Genomic DNA, 23,026 nt, shown 5'->3' with positions numbered 1-23,026 from the left:
CTTTGTGGGAAAGAGTTTTCCAACTGTGTCTTAAATATTTGCAGCAAAGATAATTATATTTTTTTAAGATTCAATAATTATTGTCGATATTTATTAAATATCAATTATTTCTATATTGGATTGTAGTATATGAAACTATATTTTGATCATAGCTTACATTTTTCCACACTCAATTTTGCCTGACAATAAGGTAATAAAATAATATAACACATTCTTAGACAAATTTATAAGTTTTATATTCTCTGAATGTAAAACTTCACTATAAACAGAATACACAATTAAGATTAAGAAGTCTCTTTCCCACAAAGAAAGAGACTTCTTGCTGTAAAACACTTTAACAATTGAACTTAAAGATGAATTTCAGCAATCAATTAAACAAGGTCTACGTCGTCATTTTAATCTTTATTTTTTGTAACCAGCAAGCTCGGAGCCAAGAGGTTGCAATAAAGACTAATCTGGCTTATTGGGCTACTACAACACCTAATTTGGGGATGGAGTTTGCTTTGGGCAAAAAGAGTACACTTGAAATCAGCGGAGGTTTCAATCCTTTTGAATTCTCAGATAATAAGAGGTTCAAGCATTGGCTCGTCCAACCGGAATATCGTTGGTGGTTCTGTGAAACCTTTAACGGACATTTTCTTGGAGTGCACGCACATGGTGCACAATTTAATGTAGGAGGGTGGGATATTCCTATCGGTAGACTGGATGTCTTTAAAGATAAACGCTATGAAGGTTATCTCTATGGTGGAGGCCTTAGTTATGGCTATCAATGGGTGTTGAGTAATCGTTGGAACTTCGAGTTCAATATCGGAGCGGGATATGCCCGCATTCATTATAATGAATACCCATGCAAAGATTGCGGAACTAAGCAGGATGAAGGTAATTATAATTATTGGGGTGTGACAAAAGCTGAACTCTCATTTATTTACATAATAAAATAGGACACAATGAACAATAATATAATGAAAGCAATACTGATCGTAATCTTCTTAGGCTTTATAATACCTCTTCGTTCCCAGATGATACAATCAGGAGATTTTAAGGTTTCTTCCGAGCATATCAGTAAGGAAAGTAATCATGTATCTATTTCGATGATTTTTGATTTGGATGGGATGATCGTTAAACGAAATGAAATGGTTATTTTAACTCCTGTTCTTAAATCAAATGAACCTAATGGAGAGATATTATCACTTGCACCAGTAGTTATAACCGGAACTCTGCGTAATAAAATTATTAACCGTAAACAGAACCTGGGAAACGGTGATCAACTCCCTTTTGAAACAGAACCACAGACCATCTTAAAACGTAAAAACAACACATCCCAGTCAGTAAATTATAATACATCCGTGGCTTACAGACAATGGATGGATAATGCCTCGCTTACAATTCAAAAAGCTGTATCCGGATGCGCTAACTGTTATGATGAGTCAGACAGGCAATTAATCGTTCAAAATATTTTGCCAAAGCGAGATCCGGCATCTTACAAATTGACATTTATCATACCGGAAGTGGAACCTGTGAAAGCACGCAGTGACCGTCACACGGCGACTTTCAACTATCATGTTGATCGCTATGAACTGTTAAGGGATTACAGGAATAATAGAGTTCAATTTGATGAAGTAGACAGGGTTATTGGGGATATAAGAGATAACCAAGATCTTGAAATAACCGAATTCACCATTGCCGGATATGCCTCTCCCGAAGGCAGCTTTGAACATAACCGCATACTGGCGCAAAACAGGGCTAATTCCTTTGCTCATTACCTGGTCTCCAAATTTGGTGTCTCGCACGACAAATTTACGGTTGAAGGCAAAGGAGAAGACTGGGAAGGTCTGCGTAAAGCCATTTCTGTTTCATTCCTGGCAGACAAACAAAATATTCTGAATATAATTGACAAGGTTCAGAATCCCGATGTGCGGGATATTGAACTGTTGAAACTTTCAAACGGAGATACCTACAAAACACTGCTTAATAATTATTATCCTCTATTGAGACGTACAGAATATACAGTAGCCTACGTGGTACGTGCCTTTAATGTGGAAGAAGCCAGAGAAGTGATAAAGAAAAATCCAAAACTTCTCAGCCTAAACGAAATGTTCCTGGTGGCAGAAAGTTACCCATCGAACAGCAAAGAGTTTCGTGACGTCTTTGATATCGCAGTCAGATTATACCCTGAGAGCGAAATTGCTATTATTAATTCCGCAGCCGCAGATATTGAAAGCAAAAATTATGACACAGCCATTGAACGGCTAAAAAGAATAGAAGAGAAACCGACTGTGTGGAATAATCTTGGTGTGGCTTATATATTAAAAGGTGATATGGAAAAAGCTTTAGGGTATTTCAATAAATCAGCAGATAACGGAGATAAAGATGCAAGTGCCAATCTGGAAATTATTAATAGAATCCTCAAATAAAAATAATATACAATACTGATAAACCGCATTATTCACAAAACAAACAAAAATAGATTTTTAATTTTTAATCGATAAAAAAATGAAAGTAACCAAATTATTTTTAACTGCTGCAATCGCATTAAGTTTGGGATTGACAGCATGTAGCAATGACGATGATATATCATCGGGCGGAGAAAAAGAAGGTAACACGAATGTGAGTGTTACCTTGAAGATGTCCCAGAATTCAGGGTTGAGGGCAACAAAAGCTCTGCCTGAAGATTACAACAATATCGGGGAATGGGCTGGAAAAGACGATATAAAAACTGTAGCTGTTTATCTCATAGACGGATCATCGGTTACCTCAAAATCACTTGAAGTCGGTGCCAGTGGCTCAGGGAAAGATTATGAAAAAATCATAAACGGTAGTGACATAACACTGGTTCCTAAAACACAAAATGCTGCAATTAAGACTACAGCCGGAGCCAAGAAAGTATATGTTCTGGTAAACGGAACAACAGAAGTAGTAAATGCGTTGGCTAAAACGCCGGTGGCTGAGTTTGAAAATGCTTACACCCAGGCGGCGTTGTATCTGGCTAACTCGGGTGCCCAAACATTTACCAATACTTCTGCGGATAAACTAGCAGTCAAAAATGGGACGACAGATGAAACAATCGTCATGACCAATGTTGAGCCTAAAACAATAAATGTGGAAGCCAATGTAACAGATACCGAAACGTTGGCTACAACCTCACCTAAAAACCGTGTTAGCCTGGAAGTGGAAAGAGCTGTCGCCCGGGTTATGGTTTCGACTCAGGCTTTGAGCTACACCGTGCCTTCAGCGGGAGGTTCACCCCTGGGTGTAATATCCGATATCAACTGGGTACTGGCACAAGGTGAAAGTTCATTGTTTATCCAACGCAAAGCAGATTGGGTTACACCTAGCTATTCATGGGTTCCCGTTTCAGATGCTGACTTTTGGGGAACCGATATTACAGGTAGCTCTTCTAGATACGATTATTCGGGTTTGTTTGAAAACTATGACTCTGCTAACCAGTTCGGAGGAACTGCCGTTAAAACAATGACTGACTATGCAACCGATCCTTACGGACAAGTAACTGCAGAGTTGAATGCCGAACTGTCAGGTAAATTTATCCTGCCAAACACACACGCTTATGCTGCAGGTGCTACTTCCAGCTATAAAAAAGGGAATACAGCCTATGTGCTTATCCGTGCTAAATTCACACCTGCGGCTGCAGCATTTGCTGACGGTGAAACGTATACTCCAAATAACGACTTCTTCGTGGGTGAAAACGGTAAGTTTTATACTACCGCGGAAAATGCACAGAATACAGCTAAAGGCGGTGCCGCAAATCAAAAAGTCGCCAGATACGTAAAAGGTAAAGTTCTGTATTATGCATGGGTAAATCCAGATGAAGTTCCGGCATGGTATAATTCTCCGGTTATAAGAAATAACGTATACCATATCCACATTACAGGATTCAGAAATCTGGGAACAAACTGGAACCCGTTATTTCCTGAAGATCCGAATAATCCTAAAGGTTCTGAAGACCCTTCTAATCCGGGAACGAACCTACCTCTAAATCCGGATCCGAAACCAAGTGTGCCGGGATACGAAGAACCGGAGAATCCGATTAAACCGACTGATCCGTTAACTACTCCTGAAACGTGGATGAGCGTGGATGTGAAAGTTCTTCCTTGGACGCTTCACTCGTATTCTGTATCTCCGGGGATTTAATCCTCAAAAATAAAAAACAATAACTTCGGTAGGGAGCCGTATTTCCCTACCGATTATTCAAATCAAACATTAAATTAATAAAAAGTACAAGGGATGAAGAATTTACGAATCTGGATAATAATGGTATTGTTCGCGACAGGGGCTCTTTTCTGGGGTTGCGATTCCCTTATCTACGATGACCTGAAAGATTGCCCTCAGGGTGTTTATGTAAAATTCTACTCCAAGACCCCATGTGCGGACGATTCTCTGTTTATCGGGAACGTGTCCTCACTTACCGTATTTGCATTCGACCAGGAAGGCAAACTTTCAACTACAATACAACAGCAAAACGTAAACCTGAGCCGTGACTTTGAAGTGCTTGTACCAGTCTCCAATGGGAACTATTCCTTTATAGCATGGGCAGGGATAAATGATAAATTCAACAAGAACACATTTTCTCCCGGGGTAACCACAAAAGAGGATGTGATGATGACTATTAACTCAACAAATAATATAGCGACCACTCTTACTTCTACAGAACATATATGGCATGGTGAAAGCCCAGTCGTTTTTTTACCCAATCCGGAAGAATACGGCTCGTTATATAAACATACTGCTATAAATTTAAAAGAGCTAACCAACAGGATCAAAATTATTATTGAGTTTGATAAGGTAACCATGAAAGAATATGATCCTACAAAACTCAATGTGGATGTTTCTTCAGCCAATGGTACGGTACGTATAAACGGTACGATGCCTATGAATACTCCGGTACTGACCTATCCGTCGATAGAGACCAAACTGGAAGGAAATACAGGTGAATGGAATTATGCCATGCTGGACCTTACTACCGGCTACAGCAACAAACTGAATATTACCTATACAGGAAACGATAAGGAAGAAACCGTCTTTGACGGTGACCTGATTGCCAGCATCCTGTTAAGGGCTGTAGACAAGGGTGTAAACCTCGACTGTGAAAATGACTTTACAATCAAATTCCTGATCAAGGATTATTGTGCCGAGTGCTGGACTCACTTCAGTTGCGCCATTTATGTGAACAACTGGCTTGTTCATAGCTATAGCACTGATTTATAAATTTAAGCCTGCCGGGCTTGAATAATCCAAACGATTATGATATTAAAAATACGATATATACTCTTACTCTGTCTGCCGGTTCTGCTTGTGGCTTGTGACTCTTTTATCTATGAAAATCAGGATGAAACAGACAAGACAACCAAAGGACAGGAGGTATACTTATCTGTAACCAGGGCGCAGGCAGCCGATACGGAAACAATCAATGAAGATGCAGCAGATAATGAAGATCGCGTACACGATCTGGCCTTGCTGGTCTTCGATTCATCGACCGGAGAAAAGATCTCTGAATATTTCGATGAAGCAATACCCTTTACAGATAAGGAAAAAACCTTTACCGTAAAGCTGACCACAGGACAGCGTGATTTTTATTTTGTGGCCAATATGCCGATGGCAGCATTGAAGATGATAGCCACAAAGTCATTGATGGACAGTTACATGTCTGCTTTCCGCGATATGGATACAGACCTGTATCTTTCAGCCGCAGAAAGTAAGGGCTTCCCGATGTCCAGAACATATCTGAACCAAACAGTAAGTGAAGGCGGAAACATCTACCAGCCGAAGCCTTTCCGACCTGTTGTGAACGGGACAGAAGAAAACCGGGTGAAGTTAATCCGTGCTGTCGCCAAACTCGAGGTCGTAATAGAGGGGGCATCTATAGGTTCCGGTGTCAAGAACATTTATTATAAAAATGCATATCGTCAGTTCGGGCTCATACCGGATATGTATCCTGCAACTGTAGGGTATTATGAAGATAAGCTATTAAAAAAAGTGGGTAATTCATACCTGTACTATATGCCGGAAGCCATGATGATGAATACAAATCCTGTATGGTCAGTGGCAGATCATAAACCGGTCAACTACTTCAGTATTGAAACCCTTGACGGAAAATCCTACGACATACCTGTCATTACAGACGACCGCACCATCACAGACACGGATTATCTGGCCTTTGCCACCGGTCAAAATACGGATAAACCCGACTATAACATCTACAGAAACAGGCATTACTACTATGTTATCAAAAAATTGCAAACGATAGAAATCATTTATACCATCGATCCATGGACAGTTAAAAAAAGTGCAACTTACATGGGTTACGGGTACAATGTGAACGTTGACAATGACGGGAATATAACGATCAGTAATACGATAGAAGTTTGTGATCCGCATCATGTTACGCTGAAAGCTATAAACGGATGTACCTTCTCGGACGCTGCATTGACTAAAGAATTTATAAAGACAAGCCCTACTGACAAAGAGGATTATACACTGACAAATATTCCTCAATCTGGGAATTATCTGGAAGTATATTACAATGGGATTCTGGTGAAGACATTCAGTAAATAAAAGAATATGAAAATATATATATACATAATAGGCTTCTTAAGTCTGCTGTTCACCGGTTGTTCAGGTGATGACAACCCTGTGGCAGGCAGTACGGATAATGAAAAAATAATACTCTCTTTTCAAATAAACAGTTTCGTTAAAGGGAGTCTGAAAGCAGCTACTGACAATGGCTCTGCCGCTGAACAGACAATTGATAACCTGTATGTGTTTTTATTTCCTACATCAGGGGCACAGACATTTAAATCTTATTACATACCATCGGCTAGTTTTTCCGGCGGTTCATGGAACAATACAGATAACAAAGTATTACTCAACCTTACACAGGCAGAAGCTGGTAGCAGAGATGTATATGTTGTAGCCAACTGTACCGGAATAAAAACATCACTTGATGGAGTCTCTACCGTAACAGGGTTACAATCGGTTTTACAGTCAAACAGCACGCCTTGGTCTACGACACTAACGACTCCTATCTTGATGTCGGGCAATAAGACACACAATTTTAATTCGAATTACCAGCTTAGCAGTATTCCTCTGATTCGGGCTGTGGCCAAAGTACAACTCAACATAAGCTTGACAGCAAAGCATCAGGAAAAACCATTGTCTGGGGAAGGCACTACACGATATAAATATAGGCTTATCGATTTCGATAAGAATACCTATGTCCTGAAACAGATATTGAAAACCGATAATCTGGTCAGCTCACTCGCTTGGATAAACTGGAACGATGCTATAACATCCTATACGCTTGATGGCAATGGAAAAGTAACAAACCTGACCCTGATAACTTACCTCAACGAACGGGATAATGCAGGAACAAGCATAGAGCTCAGTTTGCCTTATTTTGACGGGGGATTCCTACCCCCACCTGAATTTGGAGACGAGACCTACAAATTGCAACTGCCGGCAAAAATAGAGCGCAATAACTGGTATGTGTACGATGTGGAGATTTAGACGGAAGTTATAGAATTAAATATTCACAATAAATGTGATAAACAAAACGAATATGAAATTTGATATAGACATGATACTTAAAAGTACATACAGTACATGCAGGTTAAGAATATTTTTAGTTCTTACTTGTTTTCTTTTTACAGACCTTCTCTCAAGTATTCATAATACAATAAATGCCGCAGAGCCACTTAAAAGCACTACAGATATTAAATTGAGATCATTAATTACAGGGCTAAAGCCAGATGCTTATCTTACAGATGGAAAGTGTGCGATGTATGGCAACTCCGCCCCTTTAGTGTTATATGTGGATGCAAATGACATATCCTCTCTTTATAGTAAAAGAAAGGAGTTCTCTTCAGTAGAGCTTATTCAGATACGTTTGCAATCCACTGATGATGAACGGATGGAAATAGACTGTTCCCGCTTAGAAGCTTTCACCTCATTAGAATATATCCTTTTTGTTTATGAATATCCTGTCTGCGACGATAATGAAAACGAGGAATGTCTGAACGTTAAAGTTTCGGAAGCAGTGATTAATAATACTGTAGAAACAGAAGAATATATACAAGTCTTCTACCAATTATGTATTCCTCAGTAAACGAAAAAATGAAGAATATGAAAAAACTATATCATCATAAAAATAGAGTGGGCTGGAAATGGATTCTATTATTTCTATTTATAGGGATAACTTCTTCCTTCCAGGATATAGGGGCACAGGTGAGAGTCCCATTCACTCAGCGAACATCAACTTACAGTACTGATACAAAAGTATATAATATCAAGGGAGACTTTACAATGATAGGCAATACGAATCTCACGTTACGAAATTATAGTGATAATGGCAGTAATAATGCTAATATGGACTATGTAGATGTAGATGGTGACCCTAATACTTTAAACTCATCTTCAGCCACCCTTACTTTTTCTACAGAAGGTGGTGTGGCAGATCCGAATTGTTCTAATATTATATATGCAGGACTCTACTGGACGGGCAGGGCACATAATGGTACAAGCCCTAATGCATTTACAATCGGAGGTTCAACTGATAATCGATATAATACTGATAGTTTCAACGGCTATACCTTGTCTATCGCTGCCACCGATCAATCTCAGGGCTCAGGCACATCAGATGGCCGTATTGCGACCTACACTTTCACTCCTTCTGGGGGAGAAAATAAGGTTGTTTTTCGCTTTCGTTCCTGGAACTCGGGAAACTCCGATCAAGGTTCAGTAACAGTTCAGATCGGTAACGGAACAGAAACTGCACTCTCTGGAGATTTGACAAGTACGTCTAATAACAACTATTCCTTTACCTTTAATACTCCTTACGGCATAAGTTCTGGGAGCCAGACTATTTTTCTCAATTCATTGAGAAAAAGGAGAACAAATAACAGTATTAATGACAATTACCGAGCAAGTGTAACATCAGATGCAAAATTATTGAATAAGCGACAGGTAAAACTGAAAAAAGCCGGGGATACTTATCAAACTATCACTGCGAACTCCAACGATATCTATTATCCAACCGCAGACGACGGGTACATGTATTCAGCTTATGCAGAGGTAACTGATTATGTTAAGGCAAATGGATTAGGTGAATATTTTGTAGCTGATATTGCTTTACAGGAAGGTAACGGAGGTGGAACCGGATTTTATGGTGGTTGGGGATTGATCGTAGTCTATGAAAACTCCAAGATGAAATGGCGCGATGTAACTCTTTTTGACGGTCATGCTTATGTCGCAGGAGGGAATTATACATATGAACTACCAGTTTCCGGTTTTAATACTGTTCAGCAGGGTCCTGTGGATGTAAAATTAGGGTTAATGGCTGGAGAAGGAGATGTTGGTATTTCTGGAGACCAGTTTAAGATAAGAAATGCAGCCAATAGTAATTGGGTCAATCTCTCCCATGGAGACAATACAACAAATAACTTCTTTAATTCATCAATATATACAGGAGGAAATGCTCGTAATCCCAATTTAAAAAACAACACGGGATTAGACATTTCTATGTTTACACTCAATAATGATGATAAATCTTTGATGACTAATAATCAGACTTCCACACGTTTTCAGTATAACTCTACACAAGATACATATATTATTTTCTGTATTGCTATGGCAGTGGATGCTTATATACCGGAAGTACAAAGTGAGAATAATGTGATCTCTGTAAATGATATTCCATACGTCCCGGGAGAATCATCGACAACCGTATATCCTAACGATGAGATTGAATATACTGTATTTCTTAAGAACTTGGGGACAGAAGCAGTAAAGGATGGTAAGATTATTATACCTGTTCCATTCACAACCACTTATATGAGTTCTTACGCTGAATATTTTTGGCAAGGTAATCCTTCTATGTCGGGGACAGTAACCTATGATCCGGCTCTCGGAGGAACCGGATCCATTATATGGAATATAGGTAATATTCCTTTGCCTGTAGATAAAGACGAAGTATTAGCTAAGTTAACCTATCGATTGAAAGTTACGAATGATTGCTTTATTCTCAACAACGCATCTTGTATAACGGTTTCTGTAGATGGGACTACTACTGGAACAGGAGTGACCTCCGGAGTATCATTTACAAATAATAAATTTATTACTGGATTTATAAAAGATGGATCCTGCGATGGACAGCCTGTATATGAACCTGTAAACTTCAATATAGATGCAACAGATTACTTAGCTACAAGTTGTACGGTTCCAGAGGGTGAAGATCCTGATTATTATACTCGCAGAAAGTTTAAATATTGTGGGTTGTCTGCTGGGGGAACTATTCCCTTTACAGATGTTTCACCCAATTTCCCCAAAGGCTCAAAATTTTACAGTAAAGTAAATAAAGATGTCTCAACTGGTATTGTAACTCCCGCAGACGATGCTATACAATATACTTCAGCGACAGGTTTCCCTGTGGGAACTTTCGGTGAATCTTCTATTTATTATGCTATTCCTCCAGGAATGTATATAACTTGTTACTGGGAGTTTATAATTATTGTGGACCAATATTGCAGTAACTATTGGCATGGAACCGAAAGTACCAATTGGGCAATAGCCAATAACTGGACAGCTAAGAAAGTGCCTGATACTGGAGAAGACATTGAATTTGCGACTGCTGTTAATAATAGTAATAATCCGGCTCAAAGAGATCTATATCTAGACAAAGACCGTATTATAGGTGATCTGATTAATAATTCGAATGTAGATTTAGTTATCACTACTCAAAATCAGCTAACTATCAATGGTACTGTAAAAGACGACAATTCCAATAAGGGTACTATCGTTATAAAATCAGATCCAGATAAGGCTACGGGAACGTTAATATTCACGAATCCTCCCAATAATACAACAGTAAATGCCATTGTCGAATTTTATAATAAAGCTTATGAATGCGCGACTTGCGGATTTTATAAAAAACAATGGCAATATTTTGGTATTCCGGTACAATCCTCAGATTTTCCTTACTTGGATCCGAAAGTTGAAACTATAAACGAGTGGGTTGAGCCTTATATTTATAGCAATAAATGGCGTCCGGCTCCATATACTCCGGATCTAAGCTTAAAAGCATTCAAAGGTTATGAAATCACAAATAATACCAACGCTGAGCCGACTCATATATATCGTTTTCCTGGTATACTCAATGTCGGTGATGCAACTGTGGGTGTTACCCGGACACTTAATGTAAATTATTCGGGGATGAATCTTATTGCTAATTCATTTACAGCAGCCATACCCATAACATCTGCGGCTATAAGTCATGAAAGTGTGGTACTAGAATCGAATACCGTTTATCTGTTTAATATCGGAACCCGAGACCAATGGCGCAAGCTTAACGGAGGAAGTGCAGACGGAATTGCGGCAGGACAATATCAGGCTGTTCCATTCAATCTTGCCGGACAAGCTGGAATACCGGACAGGATATTATCCATGCATACATTTATGTTGGATGTAACAACTCCTGGTAATATTACACTTAAATATGACCAACTGGTAAAAAATGACTTGAATGAATCTACAATAAAACCATGGAAATCGGCACAGCTCAGAAGTAGTTCATCATCAGAGTTACCACATGTTATAGTAGATGTGATTAGTAATGAATCGGCTGATAGAGTGTGGCTTTTCGAGAATCATAATACAACTACAGGATTTGATAACGGCTGGGACGGTTACAAGATAAAAGAAGGGGAACTTATTCAAGCATATATTCCGGGAAGTGACCAGTCTGACTATCAGATAGCCACAGTTCCAGATATGAATGGAACTGTAATCAGTATCAGATCCGAAGCTATGACAAATTATTCAATCAGTCTGTCGGTATCCCCTGAAGTTGAATCCCGTAATCTTTTCCTTAGAGATTTATTTACCGGACGAAATTATCCTGTTGTAAACGATGCGGAATATGTAATCGCAGGATTTAATACTTCAAAATCTGATCGATTCAAAATAATGGCATCTACTTCAGGTATTATTGAGGACAAGACAGAATCTTCCTTAATAAATATTTACGTAAGAAATAATATTATAACGATAAATAATCAAAGCGAGGAAGATTGTACAGCTATAGTTTACGATTTGATGGGTAAACTTGTTATGAAAAAACAAGTTCGAAAAAACGGAATTACTGAGTTTTCTGGTAGCCCATCAATTAGACAAGGGATTTACATAGTGAAAGTTCTTGGAGAGAACAATTCTATCAACAAAACAGACCGTGTTTTATTAAGATAGAAAATAAAAATGCTGCCGATTAGTATTGGCAGTAGTGTAGTTTTGTAAAGTTTGTGAACCGTGTGAGATGCGATATTTCGCGCGGTTTTTTTAAGAAAAAACAGTCAAATAAAATTAAAATATGCTACCGATTGAGATAGGTAGTTATGTAAAGTTTGTGTTAAGGATGATCCGCGTGAGATGTGATATTTCGCGCGGTTTATAAATTATACCGATAAAATGAACATAAGGTGTAATGAATAATTTCTAACCATATGTTTGTAATATATGATCTTAGAGTAAAGTGTTTAAGAGAATGGAATAAGAAGAAATAATGAAAAAATAACTTAAATGATTAAAAGGTTTTTCAAAAGATACGATTGGGTAAAAATTGCAGGCATATTGACAATAATAAGTATAGATATCCTCATTATTCTATTTATTTCTTCTTTGTTTTCTACCTGCACAGGAAATTGAATGTACATATAAGTAAAGGATATATAAAGGAGTATACAATATAAAAATTAAACATATCTAATACATGGAACGATACGCTAAGCGGATAATAAGAAACTTACAGAACCAGATAATTAAAGGGACTTATAACCCTCAGGAAGGTTTAGTTTACGGATTAAGTGATTCCCCTTTTGGGGATATTTATTGTATATATCGACTGGAGAAAGATATACTGACATGTTTTACACTTTTCGAACCTGAAGTATCCGACAAAGTAGAGAGAGAGGTTCTAGCCTATCTCGAAGGATTAAATAAAGAACCCGGAGGTGGATGTTTTTATATAGACAATATTTTATCCCGGATTACTTTTGCTGTGGATTATGAGATCTCCAGGGGAACTGATACTCCTTCATTTGACAGTTTCTGCACATTGGGCTTCTATCGCTTTAAGAAGGACAGACAGATATTATACTGGATGCTGACAGGAAAAATGGCCAAGAATCCGGATGTGAAATTGCGTAGATACTAATATATATAGCTGAGAGAAAAAATATAGATAATATCAGGAATTGATCATGGACTTTTTCTCAACGGATACGATCTTATCGATTCTATTTCTATCGGACGTTATCAGTCTGCAAATATTTAAGACTTATCTTTTTCTAAAAATAAAAACATGAAAATAAGCGAATTAATAACAGATTTACAGAAACAGCAGGATTTATGCGGAGACCATGAAATTAAAGTCCGGACCCATCACTCCGGGGTAAGATATAGTATTGATTATATAACGTATTGGACAAAAGAAAAGGAATATCATATTGGTATTGAAAGAAATGTGGAGCCGAGCCGCTCCTATAAATAAACGATAAAAAGAGATGTGCTAATGACCTTTTCTTAACAGGCTGACACTTGTCTCAGAGGATCTGGCTTGACCAGTCAAATGAAATTTGGGAAGTTAAATATTATATCTATATAGAGTCAAGAATTTCTCTTATTCCAATCAATACGACAAATAGGGAATTACATATTATCTAGAGAATATTATTGATGACACACATTATTAAAATAGAGAGACCTAAAATATGAGTAAGATAAAGATGTATGCAGTCATATCTCTTGATGGCTATATAGCTCAAGTAAACGGGGATATAGATTTCTCGGAAAAGTACATAAAGCAATATGATTATGGATTCAAAGATTTTCTTCGAACAATTGATTGTGTTCTTTTCAGTCATCGCCATTATACGATGATTCAATGTTATAATTATCGTTGGAAATACGAAAATCTTCCTTGCTATGTTATATCCAGGCATTTTTTTGAAGCCCCACCGAAAAGGGATATCCGTATTATCCTTGATAACAGGAAATCATCCAGATCCTATATGAACCAGGTACAGGAGATCATTTCCTATGGGGGCGGTGATATCTGGCTTGCAGGAGATCATGAATTAATTGCCGAATTTTCAGAACAGGAATTGATAGATGAATTTACCCTTATAATAATTCCGGTAACTCTGGGGCATGGTTTTCCCTTGTCCATGGGAAATGCGAAAGAAAACTATTGGGAGTTATCATCACAACAAGCTTACCCGAATGGTGTAATACGTCTTAAGTATCAGAGGAACATTAAATAATGTAGAATATGAGATAAATATCGAACTTCCTTGGGATATACAAAATACTCTAAAATTATTCATAGGCCAATATTTTATAAAGTATACAAGATAATAGCTGTTACATATGATTATTTATGCTATTATCTCTTTATAAAACTTTGGACATAATAAGTCTATATGATAGTGATTGAAAACGGTTAGCCTAAAAAATAAGCAGGTTTATAGCATGATATAGCACTTATAATTTTCAGAGAAAGAAAGCTATCGTCGAATAAGAAACAGAAAGCTGAGTAAATATGGTATTGCCACCTGTTTGCTTTTAATAATAATCTAAAAAAAAGAGTGATATGAAAAGATTAATAAACACACAGTTATTATGCCTGCTGAAGAAAATGGATGGAACATTCAATCTTGGCAAATATGATATTGAATCAGCGTATGAAGACTTCGTACATAAAGTCACGACTCTTTGTACCTCAGAGAAAGAAAGTATTCCTGCTTATTTTACAATACATTATACCCGCTTAGAATTGGAAGGATTCCAGATGTCATTAAGCGATAAGGGGGCGGGAAAAAAAATGCTCCAATTCTAAGTTGCATAGCCCATAGTTTATCCTTCCTTAATGCTGCTTTGCAATGGATAGAGTATAATCCAAAACCTGTTTCTTCCGATACAAATAACACAACAGAGCCTTCTTCCTCCGGCTATTATATCTGGGGAGGGACAATCACAGATCTAATAGAACTGGCAATAGCGATTTATAATATTAAACTGATTCGTAAAGCATCCGGTAAACTAATCAGTTTTTCTGAAATCATACAAGGCCTGAAGCTTATTTTCAATGTCAACATTCCAAAAAATATTTACAGCCGCAAAACTCGCACAATGGAACGTAAAAAAAATCCTTCCTCTATGTTAGAGCGACTGCTTGCCGTTTATAAGAATGAAGTAGACAAATTCTATAAGTAAAACACTAAGTTTAATAATCAATATGTTACAAACTAAATGGTGGTATCTGCGGTGGTAGATACCACTTTTATTGTTTTCGTTTCCGCTAAACTTGCAGAAGAAATTAAAACAAGCAAGTAGATGAACGACGATAACAACCTAAAAGATTTTATGCAGGCGTGGTTCGAACAATTTATGGGACGTTTCGACCGATTGGATAAATTTATGGATATAATGAGCGGACGACATAACGTACTGAACGGCGAACGGCTTTTAGACAATCAAGACCTGTGCCAAATGCTGAACGTAAGCAAACGGACATTACAGCGTTACCGTTCGGCTGGGGAACTGACCTATATAACCATCCATCACAAGATATTTTACACAGAGAAAAACGTAGAGAAATTTATTCGTGATCATTTTAGAGACAATATAGATGAGGATATGGTAGAAAAAGAATAAATATAAGATGACCGCAGAATTATTCTTCTACGGTCATCTTCATTTAGAGCTTCATGCCTTTTTTTTCTTCTTTTGGTAGCGGACTACTACCCACCGATGCAATCACGAACCTGTCTCCCATAGCTTCTTTCACTCCTTGCAAAGTATTTGGCAAAGGGGCATCTTGAATTACTGTTGATTTTGGGTTATTTTGAGATTGAACCTGATCTTTTTCAGAAACATTTTCTTGTCCCTCACTTTGCTCGATGGGCTTCAATGATAACTCTATCTTACGCTCCAAAGCTGTGAGCTCCGTTTTCAAGTCCTTTAGATCATTCTCTTTCGACCACACGCTTTCGACTACTTGCCTGAGAACGGGTACATCCTGCATCCGTTTATCGGTGTCTGCTTGGTACTTCTCCAAAAGTTTGGGCATACTGTCGAGTGCATTTAAGAAATTCAGTGAAGCAGTTTTGGGGTCGGCCGCCAAACTCCCGTAATTGTAGTTATAAAGTATCTGTCCCTCGCCACGTATAAAAAATCGGTTTTGTATCAGATCAAAACCATCTTTGTTCGTAGTTTCGGATTTTACCAACAAATCAAAACCATATAGCGAACCGATTTTCTCGTGTGCCCCATGTGTGCGTGCCCTATCCGAAATTTGGTTCAACTTCTTCCCAATGGCAATTGGGTCTGTGGCTTGAAACCCATCCAAATTTATAGGATTCAGCCGCGAGCCATCAGGAGCAACCTGCACTCGACTATTGAACGCTTCCACATCTTTAGAGATGCGATCAATATAACCCTTATTAGATTCTACGGTCTGCATGATGTTCTCTAATTTGTAGCGGCTCGAAGATTTGCCCCGAACGAAAGCCTGCTTTTCACTATCCAAAGCAGCGATCTTCTTTTCTATTCTAGCTTTCTCCAATAATTCGGTGTTTCCCGAAAGGATAGCTACATATTCAGAGAAATTCATGCCGCTTTTTTCATCCATACTGCCCTCGTCAATGGTACGAGTACCCAAATTGTTATTTTTAAGCTGTTTGATAAATAACTGCTTGTTGTGAAGTAATCCAAATTTATAGGCATCCAATGATTTTTCAACAGCATAAATCTTTACATCTACCTTATTATCAGCATATAGTTTGGCTATTTCGTTGCCCTTTCGTATTGCCCTTCCGTCGCGCTGCTCCAGATCGCTTGGCCGCCAAGGTGCGTCCAAATGATGAATAGCTACCGCCCGTTTTTGAGCGTTCACGCCTGTTCCTAACATCTCGGTAGAACCGAACATAACACGGATTTTACCCTCGTTCATATCCTTAATCATCGCTTTTCGTGCCCTCTCGCTGGTAGCTTCCTGAATAAATCTCACTTCGGATGCAGGGATACCGTAGTCCTCCACCAATTTGCGTTTAATCTCGGTGTATGGGCTCCATTGCCCCGGCTTATAGGTTCCCAAATCCGAGAATACAAACTGTGTCCCTTTCTGGGCATTGTATTTTTGGTAATAGTCCGCTATCGAAGCGGCACAATGGCTGGCTTTGTTGTCTATATGGTCGCCATACTTATCGGGGTCTATCATCCGCATATCAAGTGACATTTTACGTGCATAATCAGTCGCTATCAGCATTTTTGCTTTTTCTTCCCGTTCCGATAGTGGTGTACGTCCCAACAAAGTGGCATCGCCTGTTTTGGCAAACTCCATCAGCTTACCGATAAACTCCTGCTGGTCGGGTGTGGGTGGTATATTGTGTAAAATCTCGTTTTTTTCGGGACGATCTATGCCAATATCCTGTGCAGTGCGATAGTCGGTTATTTCGGAATAGAAAGAAGCCAGTTCCGGCACTTTGATAAAATAACGGAAACGTTCTTTCTGTACAATCTGATTGGTAACCGAAAACTCGTAATCTTTGGTTTTCTTGGCAAAGATAGCTGCCCAAGCATCAAAGGTATTGATACCCTGTCTTTCCAGTTCTTTGGGACGCAAATATTTGAATAACAGATACAGTTCGGTCAATGAATTAGAGATCGTTGTTCCCGACGAATAAGTAGCTCCTAAGTCCTTGCCTGTACGTTCTTGTATGGTACGCAGGGCAAAAAGCATATTGAGTGCCCGTTGTGAACCTTCGGTATTTCCCAAGCCTGCCACACGGTCATGGCGGGTAGTAAAAGTCAGATTTTTAAATTTGTGAGATTCATCTACGAACAAATGGTCTATGCCGATCATCCGAAAATCTGACATATTATCCTTGCGATTTTCGATCTGGTGGGCTACCCCTTCCAATTTAACTTCAAGATTGCTTTTGCGTTTCTCACAACCTTTCAGCATCCCTCTTGATACCTCCTTACCCTGTGAACGCAGCACTTCGAGATTTTCCTCCACACTGTCGAGTTCAGCTTGTAAGATGTCCCGCTGTATCTCCGGAGATTGTGGTATCATACCGAACTGTTCATGTGTTAAAATCACCGCATCCCAATTGTTGTTTTTCATTTCGTTGAAAATACGATTGCGGTTCTGCGGTGTAAAATCCTCCTTGCCCGGATAGAGTACCTTGGCATCAGGGTATGCCGTACAAAAGGTTTGGGCGATTTCGTGAACATTGGCTTTCAGCCCTGTAATAAGCGGTTTATTCACTAATCCGAGTCGCTTCATCTCCATTGCACCACAACACATAATCAGTGTTTTACCGCCGCTCACCTCATGGTCGATTATGCCACCACCATTCAGTTTAAGCATCCAGATGGCATCTTTCTGGCTCTTGTATAAATCGGGAATACCTAAACCTTTCAGGTCGAGTCCGGGAAAAGTCTGGTGTGATCCATCATATTCGGGACGTACAAAACAGTTGAACGTGCGGTTATACATATCGGCAAGTCTGTCTTTAAATTCGGGTGTTTGTTCTCTGAGCCATTCCGAAAAGCCGTTACGCATCTCATCTATCTTGGTATTGGCAAGCTGTATCGCTTCTCCGTCGCGTACTTTCGTCTCCTTGCCATCGACTCTGACCGTTTTTGTCATATCGGGAGTGGTGTCGTGCAAAGCATGACGCATCAGGGCAATACCGTCAAAGGTGCGGCTTTCGCTTTTGACAGCATACTGATCGCTAATCTTGGCATTTTTAGTGTTAGAATTTATACTAAACTCATCTCGGCTCTGTGCATAATGGATATTGACATCCGTCTCAAAGAGGTGTGAGGCAAAAGCGGCATAAATACCCGTAGGTATCCAACGTTCACCGAAATTGAAATCCAGATCATCGAAGGCTATCGGTTTGGGTATCGCTTCCTGTAAAACAGTCAGGGATTCTTTGGCTGCTTTATGTCCGGGATTGCGGTCAATAAAGTTCTGTACCTCATCAGCTTTTGAGATAACATTGCCCGAGATAAACTTATCCGCTACTTCATAGCCTCCCATAAGAGGATTGAAGTAAATCTTACCTTTTAACTCATCAAGTATGCCCTCTTGCGTATTGCTTGTAAGCGAAACCATGTAGTCCAAATTGACTGCTCCGTACTTATTGAGACTGGAGACAAGAGCTTCATATGCATTAGCTACTTTGGAAATCTCATCGGGATTAAAGGCTACGGGACGTTCAAAGATATCAGCCTTTATCGCTTTGCCCTCTCGGTAACGTTCCAACGAAAGTATTTCCCGTCCTGCGACATCCATCTTGATAAGTTCGAGGTTTCTCGCATCGTTCAGGTTTCCGAATTTTTGTGTAAAATCATCATACAAGCGATTGAGCATCTGCCGTAATGCGGGATTCTCTTTCAGTGTATCGGCTTCGTTGTTGTACAGATGGTTGTAAGTATCGCGTATCTCGATATAGAGTGATGCCTGTTTTTGTTGATTCGGTGGCAATTCCAACGGATGAAACATAGGTTGGTGTCCGTCCATATCCCGCAGGTAGCCGATGCGATTATCTGCATCAGTGACTAATGAGCCATCCTTATAATGTTTTGGCAATCCGGTTTCGGGTATTGGCATCGGAATAGGCTTTAATCGTTCTGCCTTTTCCTTTTCCAAACGTCCCGCACGTTGTTCGGGTGTTTCTGTTGGTGTACTTGCTGTCGGACTTTTAGCTTGTACCTCCTTTTGCTGGCTGGCTTTAGGCTGTGGTATGGGCATACGGCGACGGGAACGCTTGGGCTGTTTAATCTGTGAACGTTCTTCGGCTGAAAATCCAAACAAGTCGTACAAGGTAACAATCGGCTGTTGCTGCATATCAGGCGGCGGTACTTCCTTTTGTTCTATTACTTCTCCAGTATTCGTATTTACAAACAATCCGCTGGCTTCATCCTTGATGATTGTATCTTTTTTTTCTATTGTTGGTATAGCCTTCGTCTTTTCCTTTGGTGTGGCAATGCGTGGTTCTACAACTGCTTTTCTCCCCTGTTCGGACAGTTCCGCCCATGCTTTGCGGTTTCTGGCTTCTCCAAAAGGATGGAAAAGGACTAAATCTTCTTCAATAGGTTCATAAGCCGATTTGGGACTTAGTTCTACCATATCCGAAACAGATATTTCCTGTGTGTTTTTTGGCTTTTGGCTTTGTTTTGTTATTTCGGATTGTTGTACTGTCGGCTGTGTCAGAAAATCCTCCACTTCTTGCCAAAATGGACTAAGGTCATCGGGAAAGCGAGTTTCATCTAAATTGGGTGTTTGTCTTATTTCCGCAGAGCGAGCTACCTGTAATTGTTCTGCTGTACTCTGTGCATGGCTTTGATAATGCTGTACATCTAAATGTTGAGTAAAATCTTCATTCAGCATCCGATACAATGTGGCGGCAATGGCTTCCGTTCCTCCTGAATGAGTAAATTCCATTGCAGGTTTTCCGTAAGGGTCAGTACCTACTTTTACATCGGTCTGTATCACTCTGTCGAAGTCTTTGAAGAGGTTGTTAACAGATATACCGTTGGATAATTTACGGGATTCTATAAAATCTTGTTGGCGTTGGCTCGGTAAAATAGTTATATTCTTACGTTGCAGGATAATTAAATCGCTTCCGACTTCTGTTCCTGCTTCCTCTGTAAACAAGTTATTGGGTAATCGGATGGCGGAAACGACATTGCAACTATTCATCAGGTGTTCACGAATCGGTTTATTCTGCTCCGAATTAAGAACTCCTTGCGAAGTAATAAAAGCTATCAATCCTCCCTCACGGGCAGCCATCACACTTTTGGTGAAAAAATAATTATGGATTGCCTTTGTCGATTGACTTACTGCGGGTATCTCATGTTTGTAGAGCAAAGGATCAAATACAGCAACATCCCCGAAAGGAATGTTGGAAGCAATTACATCATAATGCTGTGAGTATCGTCCTTCCATCTTCTCATAGCCTTCAATCCGTATTTTATCTTGTGGGTGAAGGTGCGAGAGAATCTTACCTGTCAGCAGGTCTTTTTCAAAAGCTGTTACTTTTGCATCAGGAACAGTTTCTTTGAACGAGGATATAAACGCTCCGGCTCCAGCACTCGGTTCAAGAAAACGTTGAGGTTTGATACCACTGTTATTCAGAGCGAGTGCCAAAGCATCAATAACGGGCTTGGGGGTATAGAAAGCGGTCAGCACCGAATTTTTAAGGGAGCTTACATAGCGTTTGTATTCAGCATCATCTTTCGCTCCATTCCGTAACACTTGGTGCAATTCGGTTACCAGAGGGAACAAATCATGCTCCGAGGCTTTCCAATATTGTATATCTTCCTGTTTGGCGGCGGGATTCAACACGGCTTTTATCCCTCCGAAACCGGAATAGGCTGCCAATTTTATTTTTTCATCATCGGTAGCCTGCCTTTTCTCTTTATCAAGAGCAAAAGCAATGCTTATTGCCTCGATATTGTCCCGAAGATGGGCTTTCTTATTATAAGCCATTTTCGAGCAGGATTTGTATTTCGCCTGTCAGTTCCGTGTAAAACTGATTGTACTCTGGTGTATCGGCAAAATCATCAGACAAGGTGTATTTCTGAATCGTATCTGCAAGGCGGGATACTAGCTCCATTGCTATGCCTTCGGCTTGTGAAGGGTTTACTTCTTCTGAAAATTCATCCCAGAGGATAGTTACAAGGGTTCGGTAGGTGGAGAAATGCAAGCCTTCATAGAGGACTTGTGAAGAGATTACTTCTGCTTCGTCGTGGGTATGACCTTCTTTTATAGCTTGGCTATACATTTCTGCTGCGGCATCGCCACGTACAGCAATAAATTCATGGTCAATGGCTTTGTCGGGGTGTGTATCACGTAGGTAGGATAATAGGGATAGTCGGAAATAAGACAGATCTGTGACTGTCGTCTTTGGTTTTGTTGTCATATCATTGATTTTTAGTGGGGTCGAAGACCCTTTTGTTATTGCTTTTATGAGAGTAGATATACCAATAGGCTTAGACCTAATGATATACCACAAAGCACTTTCTTTAGCTTATAGTTTGGGAAAGAAAAAGGCATCCGGAGCTTAGCTCTGGATGCCACCACTAAAAAATCAATGTTAAACGACTATTCCGAATCGTAGAACAAAGACCTTTCAGTGGCAAATATAGTGAAATTATTATTTCAATGGTCGCTTCTTTCTTGGTCTCATTGTGTATCCAATCACTTATATTTAAATTTGTCTGATTAATTGAACCGTAATATCAATAAGCAATTGTCATGTCCTTACCTGATGTCCGAATAGATAAATTGAAAGAATCTGAATATGAAGAGGTCGCTGCTATTTTAGTAGATGCTTTTGAATCGAATCTGGCCTATACTTCAATCTTTGTAAATAAGGATAGATTGCGAGACGGATTGTTCTGGTTATTCAAAACCAATCTATACCTGATAAACAAAAGACAATCTGTGACAAAAGTCGTTAGAATGAAAAATTCAAGGGAAATAATAGGAGTATTTAGCTTATTACCTCCCAATGGAGTAAAATCTGAATTTCGTGATTATTTCAAGATCGGATTACCCCGATTTATTATGAATTTTGGATTCGCTGCTTTACGCATGGAAAATCCAGTGAGCGTTGCCCCCTCGTGCCAGTCTAAATTGCCCCCATGTACCAAAATATGTTTGACCCTTTTCGCCAAAATAAAAATGTCCCCTGTCGGAATATAAACCAACAGGGGATTTTTATGTAATTTAGATTCCCGTCCTGGTCGATGGGTTAAAGCTAAAATTACAATGACAACAAAGTTAGCAAACATTCTTCATTGCTATGCAATGGGGATGGGGATAAAAGGTATCAGCGCGACCTTTGAGCTATCCCGCAACACAGTGCGCAAGTATGTGCGTTTGTTTCAAGAGAGTGGTATACCGATGGAGCAACTTCAGCAGATGCCAGCAAAGCGCCTAGAG

General features: G+C 39.3%; 17 protein-coding genes. 15 read left to right on the top strand and 2 right to left on the bottom strand.

From position 1 onward, the window contains the following. Positions 1–353: 353 nt before the first annotated feature. From K322_RS0104295 to K322_RS0104230, 14 genes are all read left to right on the top strand, one after another. Positions 354–941, top strand: a complete 588-nt coding sequence (locus K322_RS0104295) for a DUF3575 domain-containing protein (RefSeq protein ID WP_026625778.1) — start codon at positions 354–356, stop codon at positions 939–941. Positions 942–947: 6 nt separating this feature from the next. Further along, complete coding sequence (locus K322_RS0104290) at positions 948–2,414, top strand: OmpA family protein (protein WP_035331325.1); 1,467 nt, start codon at positions 948–950, stop codon at positions 2,412–2,414. Positions 2,415–2,493: 79 nt separating this feature from the next. After that, a complete protein-coding gene (locus tag K322_RS0104285) occupies positions 2,494–4,149 on the top strand; it encodes an Mfa1 family fimbria major subunit (protein ID WP_026625776.1) in 1,656 nt (551 codons plus the stop codon). A gap of 93 nt (positions 4,150–4,242) precedes the next feature. After that, positions 4,243–5,223, top strand: coding sequence for a FimB/Mfa2 family fimbrial subunit (locus K322_RS0104280; protein ID WP_026625775.1), 981 nt, complete (start codon positions 4,243–4,245; stop codon positions 5,221–5,223). A 36-nt stretch (positions 5,224–5,259) separates the two neighbouring features. Further along, positions 5,260–6,570 carry a fimbrial protein gene (locus K322_RS0104275; RefSeq protein WP_026625774.1) on the top strand — a complete coding sequence of 437 codons (1,311 nt, stop codon included), beginning with the start codon at positions 5,260–5,262 and terminating at the stop codon, positions 6,568–6,570. 6 nt (positions 6,571–6,576) lie between these two features. Continuing rightward, complete coding sequence (locus K322_RS0104270; RefSeq protein WP_026625773.1) at positions 6,577–7,521, top strand: fimbrial protein; 945 nt, start codon at positions 6,577–6,579, stop codon at positions 7,519–7,521. Positions 7,522–7,573: 52 nt separating this feature from the next. Next, a complete protein-coding gene (locus K322_RS0104265) occupies positions 7,574–8,119 on the top strand; it encodes a hypothetical protein (protein WP_035331322.1) in 546 nt (181 codons plus the stop codon). Positions 8,120–8,136: 17 nt separating this feature from the next. Continuing rightward, positions 8,137–12,252 carry a T9SS type A sorting domain-containing protein gene (locus K322_RS20560; protein ID WP_260202348.1) on the top strand — a complete coding sequence of 1,372 codons (4,116 nt, stop codon included), beginning with the start codon at positions 8,137–8,139 and terminating at the stop codon, positions 12,250–12,252. 520 nt (positions 12,253–12,772) lie between these two features. Then, positions 12,773–13,216 carry a hypothetical protein gene (locus tag K322_RS0104255; RefSeq protein ID WP_026625771.1) on the top strand — a complete coding sequence of 148 codons (444 nt, stop codon included), beginning with the start codon at positions 12,773–12,775 and terminating at the stop codon, positions 13,214–13,216. A gap of 147 nt (positions 13,217–13,363) precedes the next feature. Next, positions 13,364–13,552, top strand: coding sequence for a hypothetical protein (locus tag K322_RS0104250; protein ID WP_006844215.1), 189 nt, complete (start codon positions 13,364–13,366; stop codon positions 13,550–13,552). 220 nt (positions 13,553–13,772) lie between these two features. After that, positions 13,773–14,324 carry a dihydrofolate reductase family protein gene (locus tag K322_RS0104245; protein WP_006844214.1) on the top strand — a complete coding sequence of 184 codons (552 nt, stop codon included), beginning with the start codon at positions 13,773–13,775 and terminating at the stop codon, positions 14,322–14,324. A gap of 329 nt (positions 14,325–14,653) precedes the next feature. Continuing rightward, positions 14,654–14,899 carry a hypothetical protein gene (locus tag K322_RS0104240; protein ID WP_006798315.1) on the top strand — a complete coding sequence of 82 codons (246 nt, stop codon included), beginning with the start codon at positions 14,654–14,656 and terminating at the stop codon, positions 14,897–14,899. Positions 14,900–14,937: 38 nt separating this feature from the next. Next, complete coding sequence (locus K322_RS0104235; RefSeq protein WP_026625770.1) at positions 14,938–15,276, top strand: RteC domain-containing protein; 339 nt, start codon at positions 14,938–14,940, stop codon at positions 15,274–15,276. Positions 15,277–15,396: 120 nt separating this feature from the next. Then, complete coding sequence (locus K322_RS0104230) at positions 15,397–15,717, top strand: helix-turn-helix domain-containing protein (RefSeq protein ID WP_006844212.1); 321 nt, start codon at positions 15,397–15,399, stop codon at positions 15,715–15,717. 43 nt (positions 15,718–15,760) lie between these two features. Here K322_RS0104230 and K322_RS0104225 read toward each other — a convergent pair whose 3' ends face one another. Both K322_RS0104225 and K322_RS0104220 read right to left on the bottom strand, forming a co-directional pair. Beyond that, a complete protein-coding gene (locus tag K322_RS0104225; protein ID WP_026625769.1) occupies positions 15,761–21,568 on the bottom strand; it encodes an N-6 DNA methylase in 5,808 nt (1,935 codons plus the stop codon). After that, on the bottom strand, positions 21,558–22,001 hold the full coding sequence (locus K322_RS0104220; RefSeq protein WP_026625768.1) for a DUF1896 family protein: 444 nt from the start codon (positions 21,999–22,001) through the stop codon (positions 21,558–21,560). Before K322_RS0104220 ends, K322_RS0104225 begins: the two co-directional genes overlap by 11 nt. 335 nt (positions 22,002–22,336) lie before the next feature. On the opposite strand from K322_RS0104220, the gene K322_RS18505 reads away from it, so the two are divergent. After that, a complete protein-coding gene (locus K322_RS18505; protein WP_260202304.1) occupies positions 22,337–22,786 on the top strand; it encodes a hypothetical protein in 450 nt (149 codons plus the stop codon). Positions 22,787–23,026 lie beyond the last annotated feature (240 nt).

The sequence above is a fragment of the Indolivaga capnocytophagoides DSM 22835 genome (assembly GCF_000426485.1).
Lineage (GTDB): Bacteria > Bacteroidota > Bacteroidia > Bacteroidales > Dysgonomonadaceae > Dysgonomonas_A > Dysgonomonas_A capnocytophagoides.
Note: the sequence above shows the minus strand (reverse complement) of the source record. Positions and strands in the feature narration are given on the sequence as shown.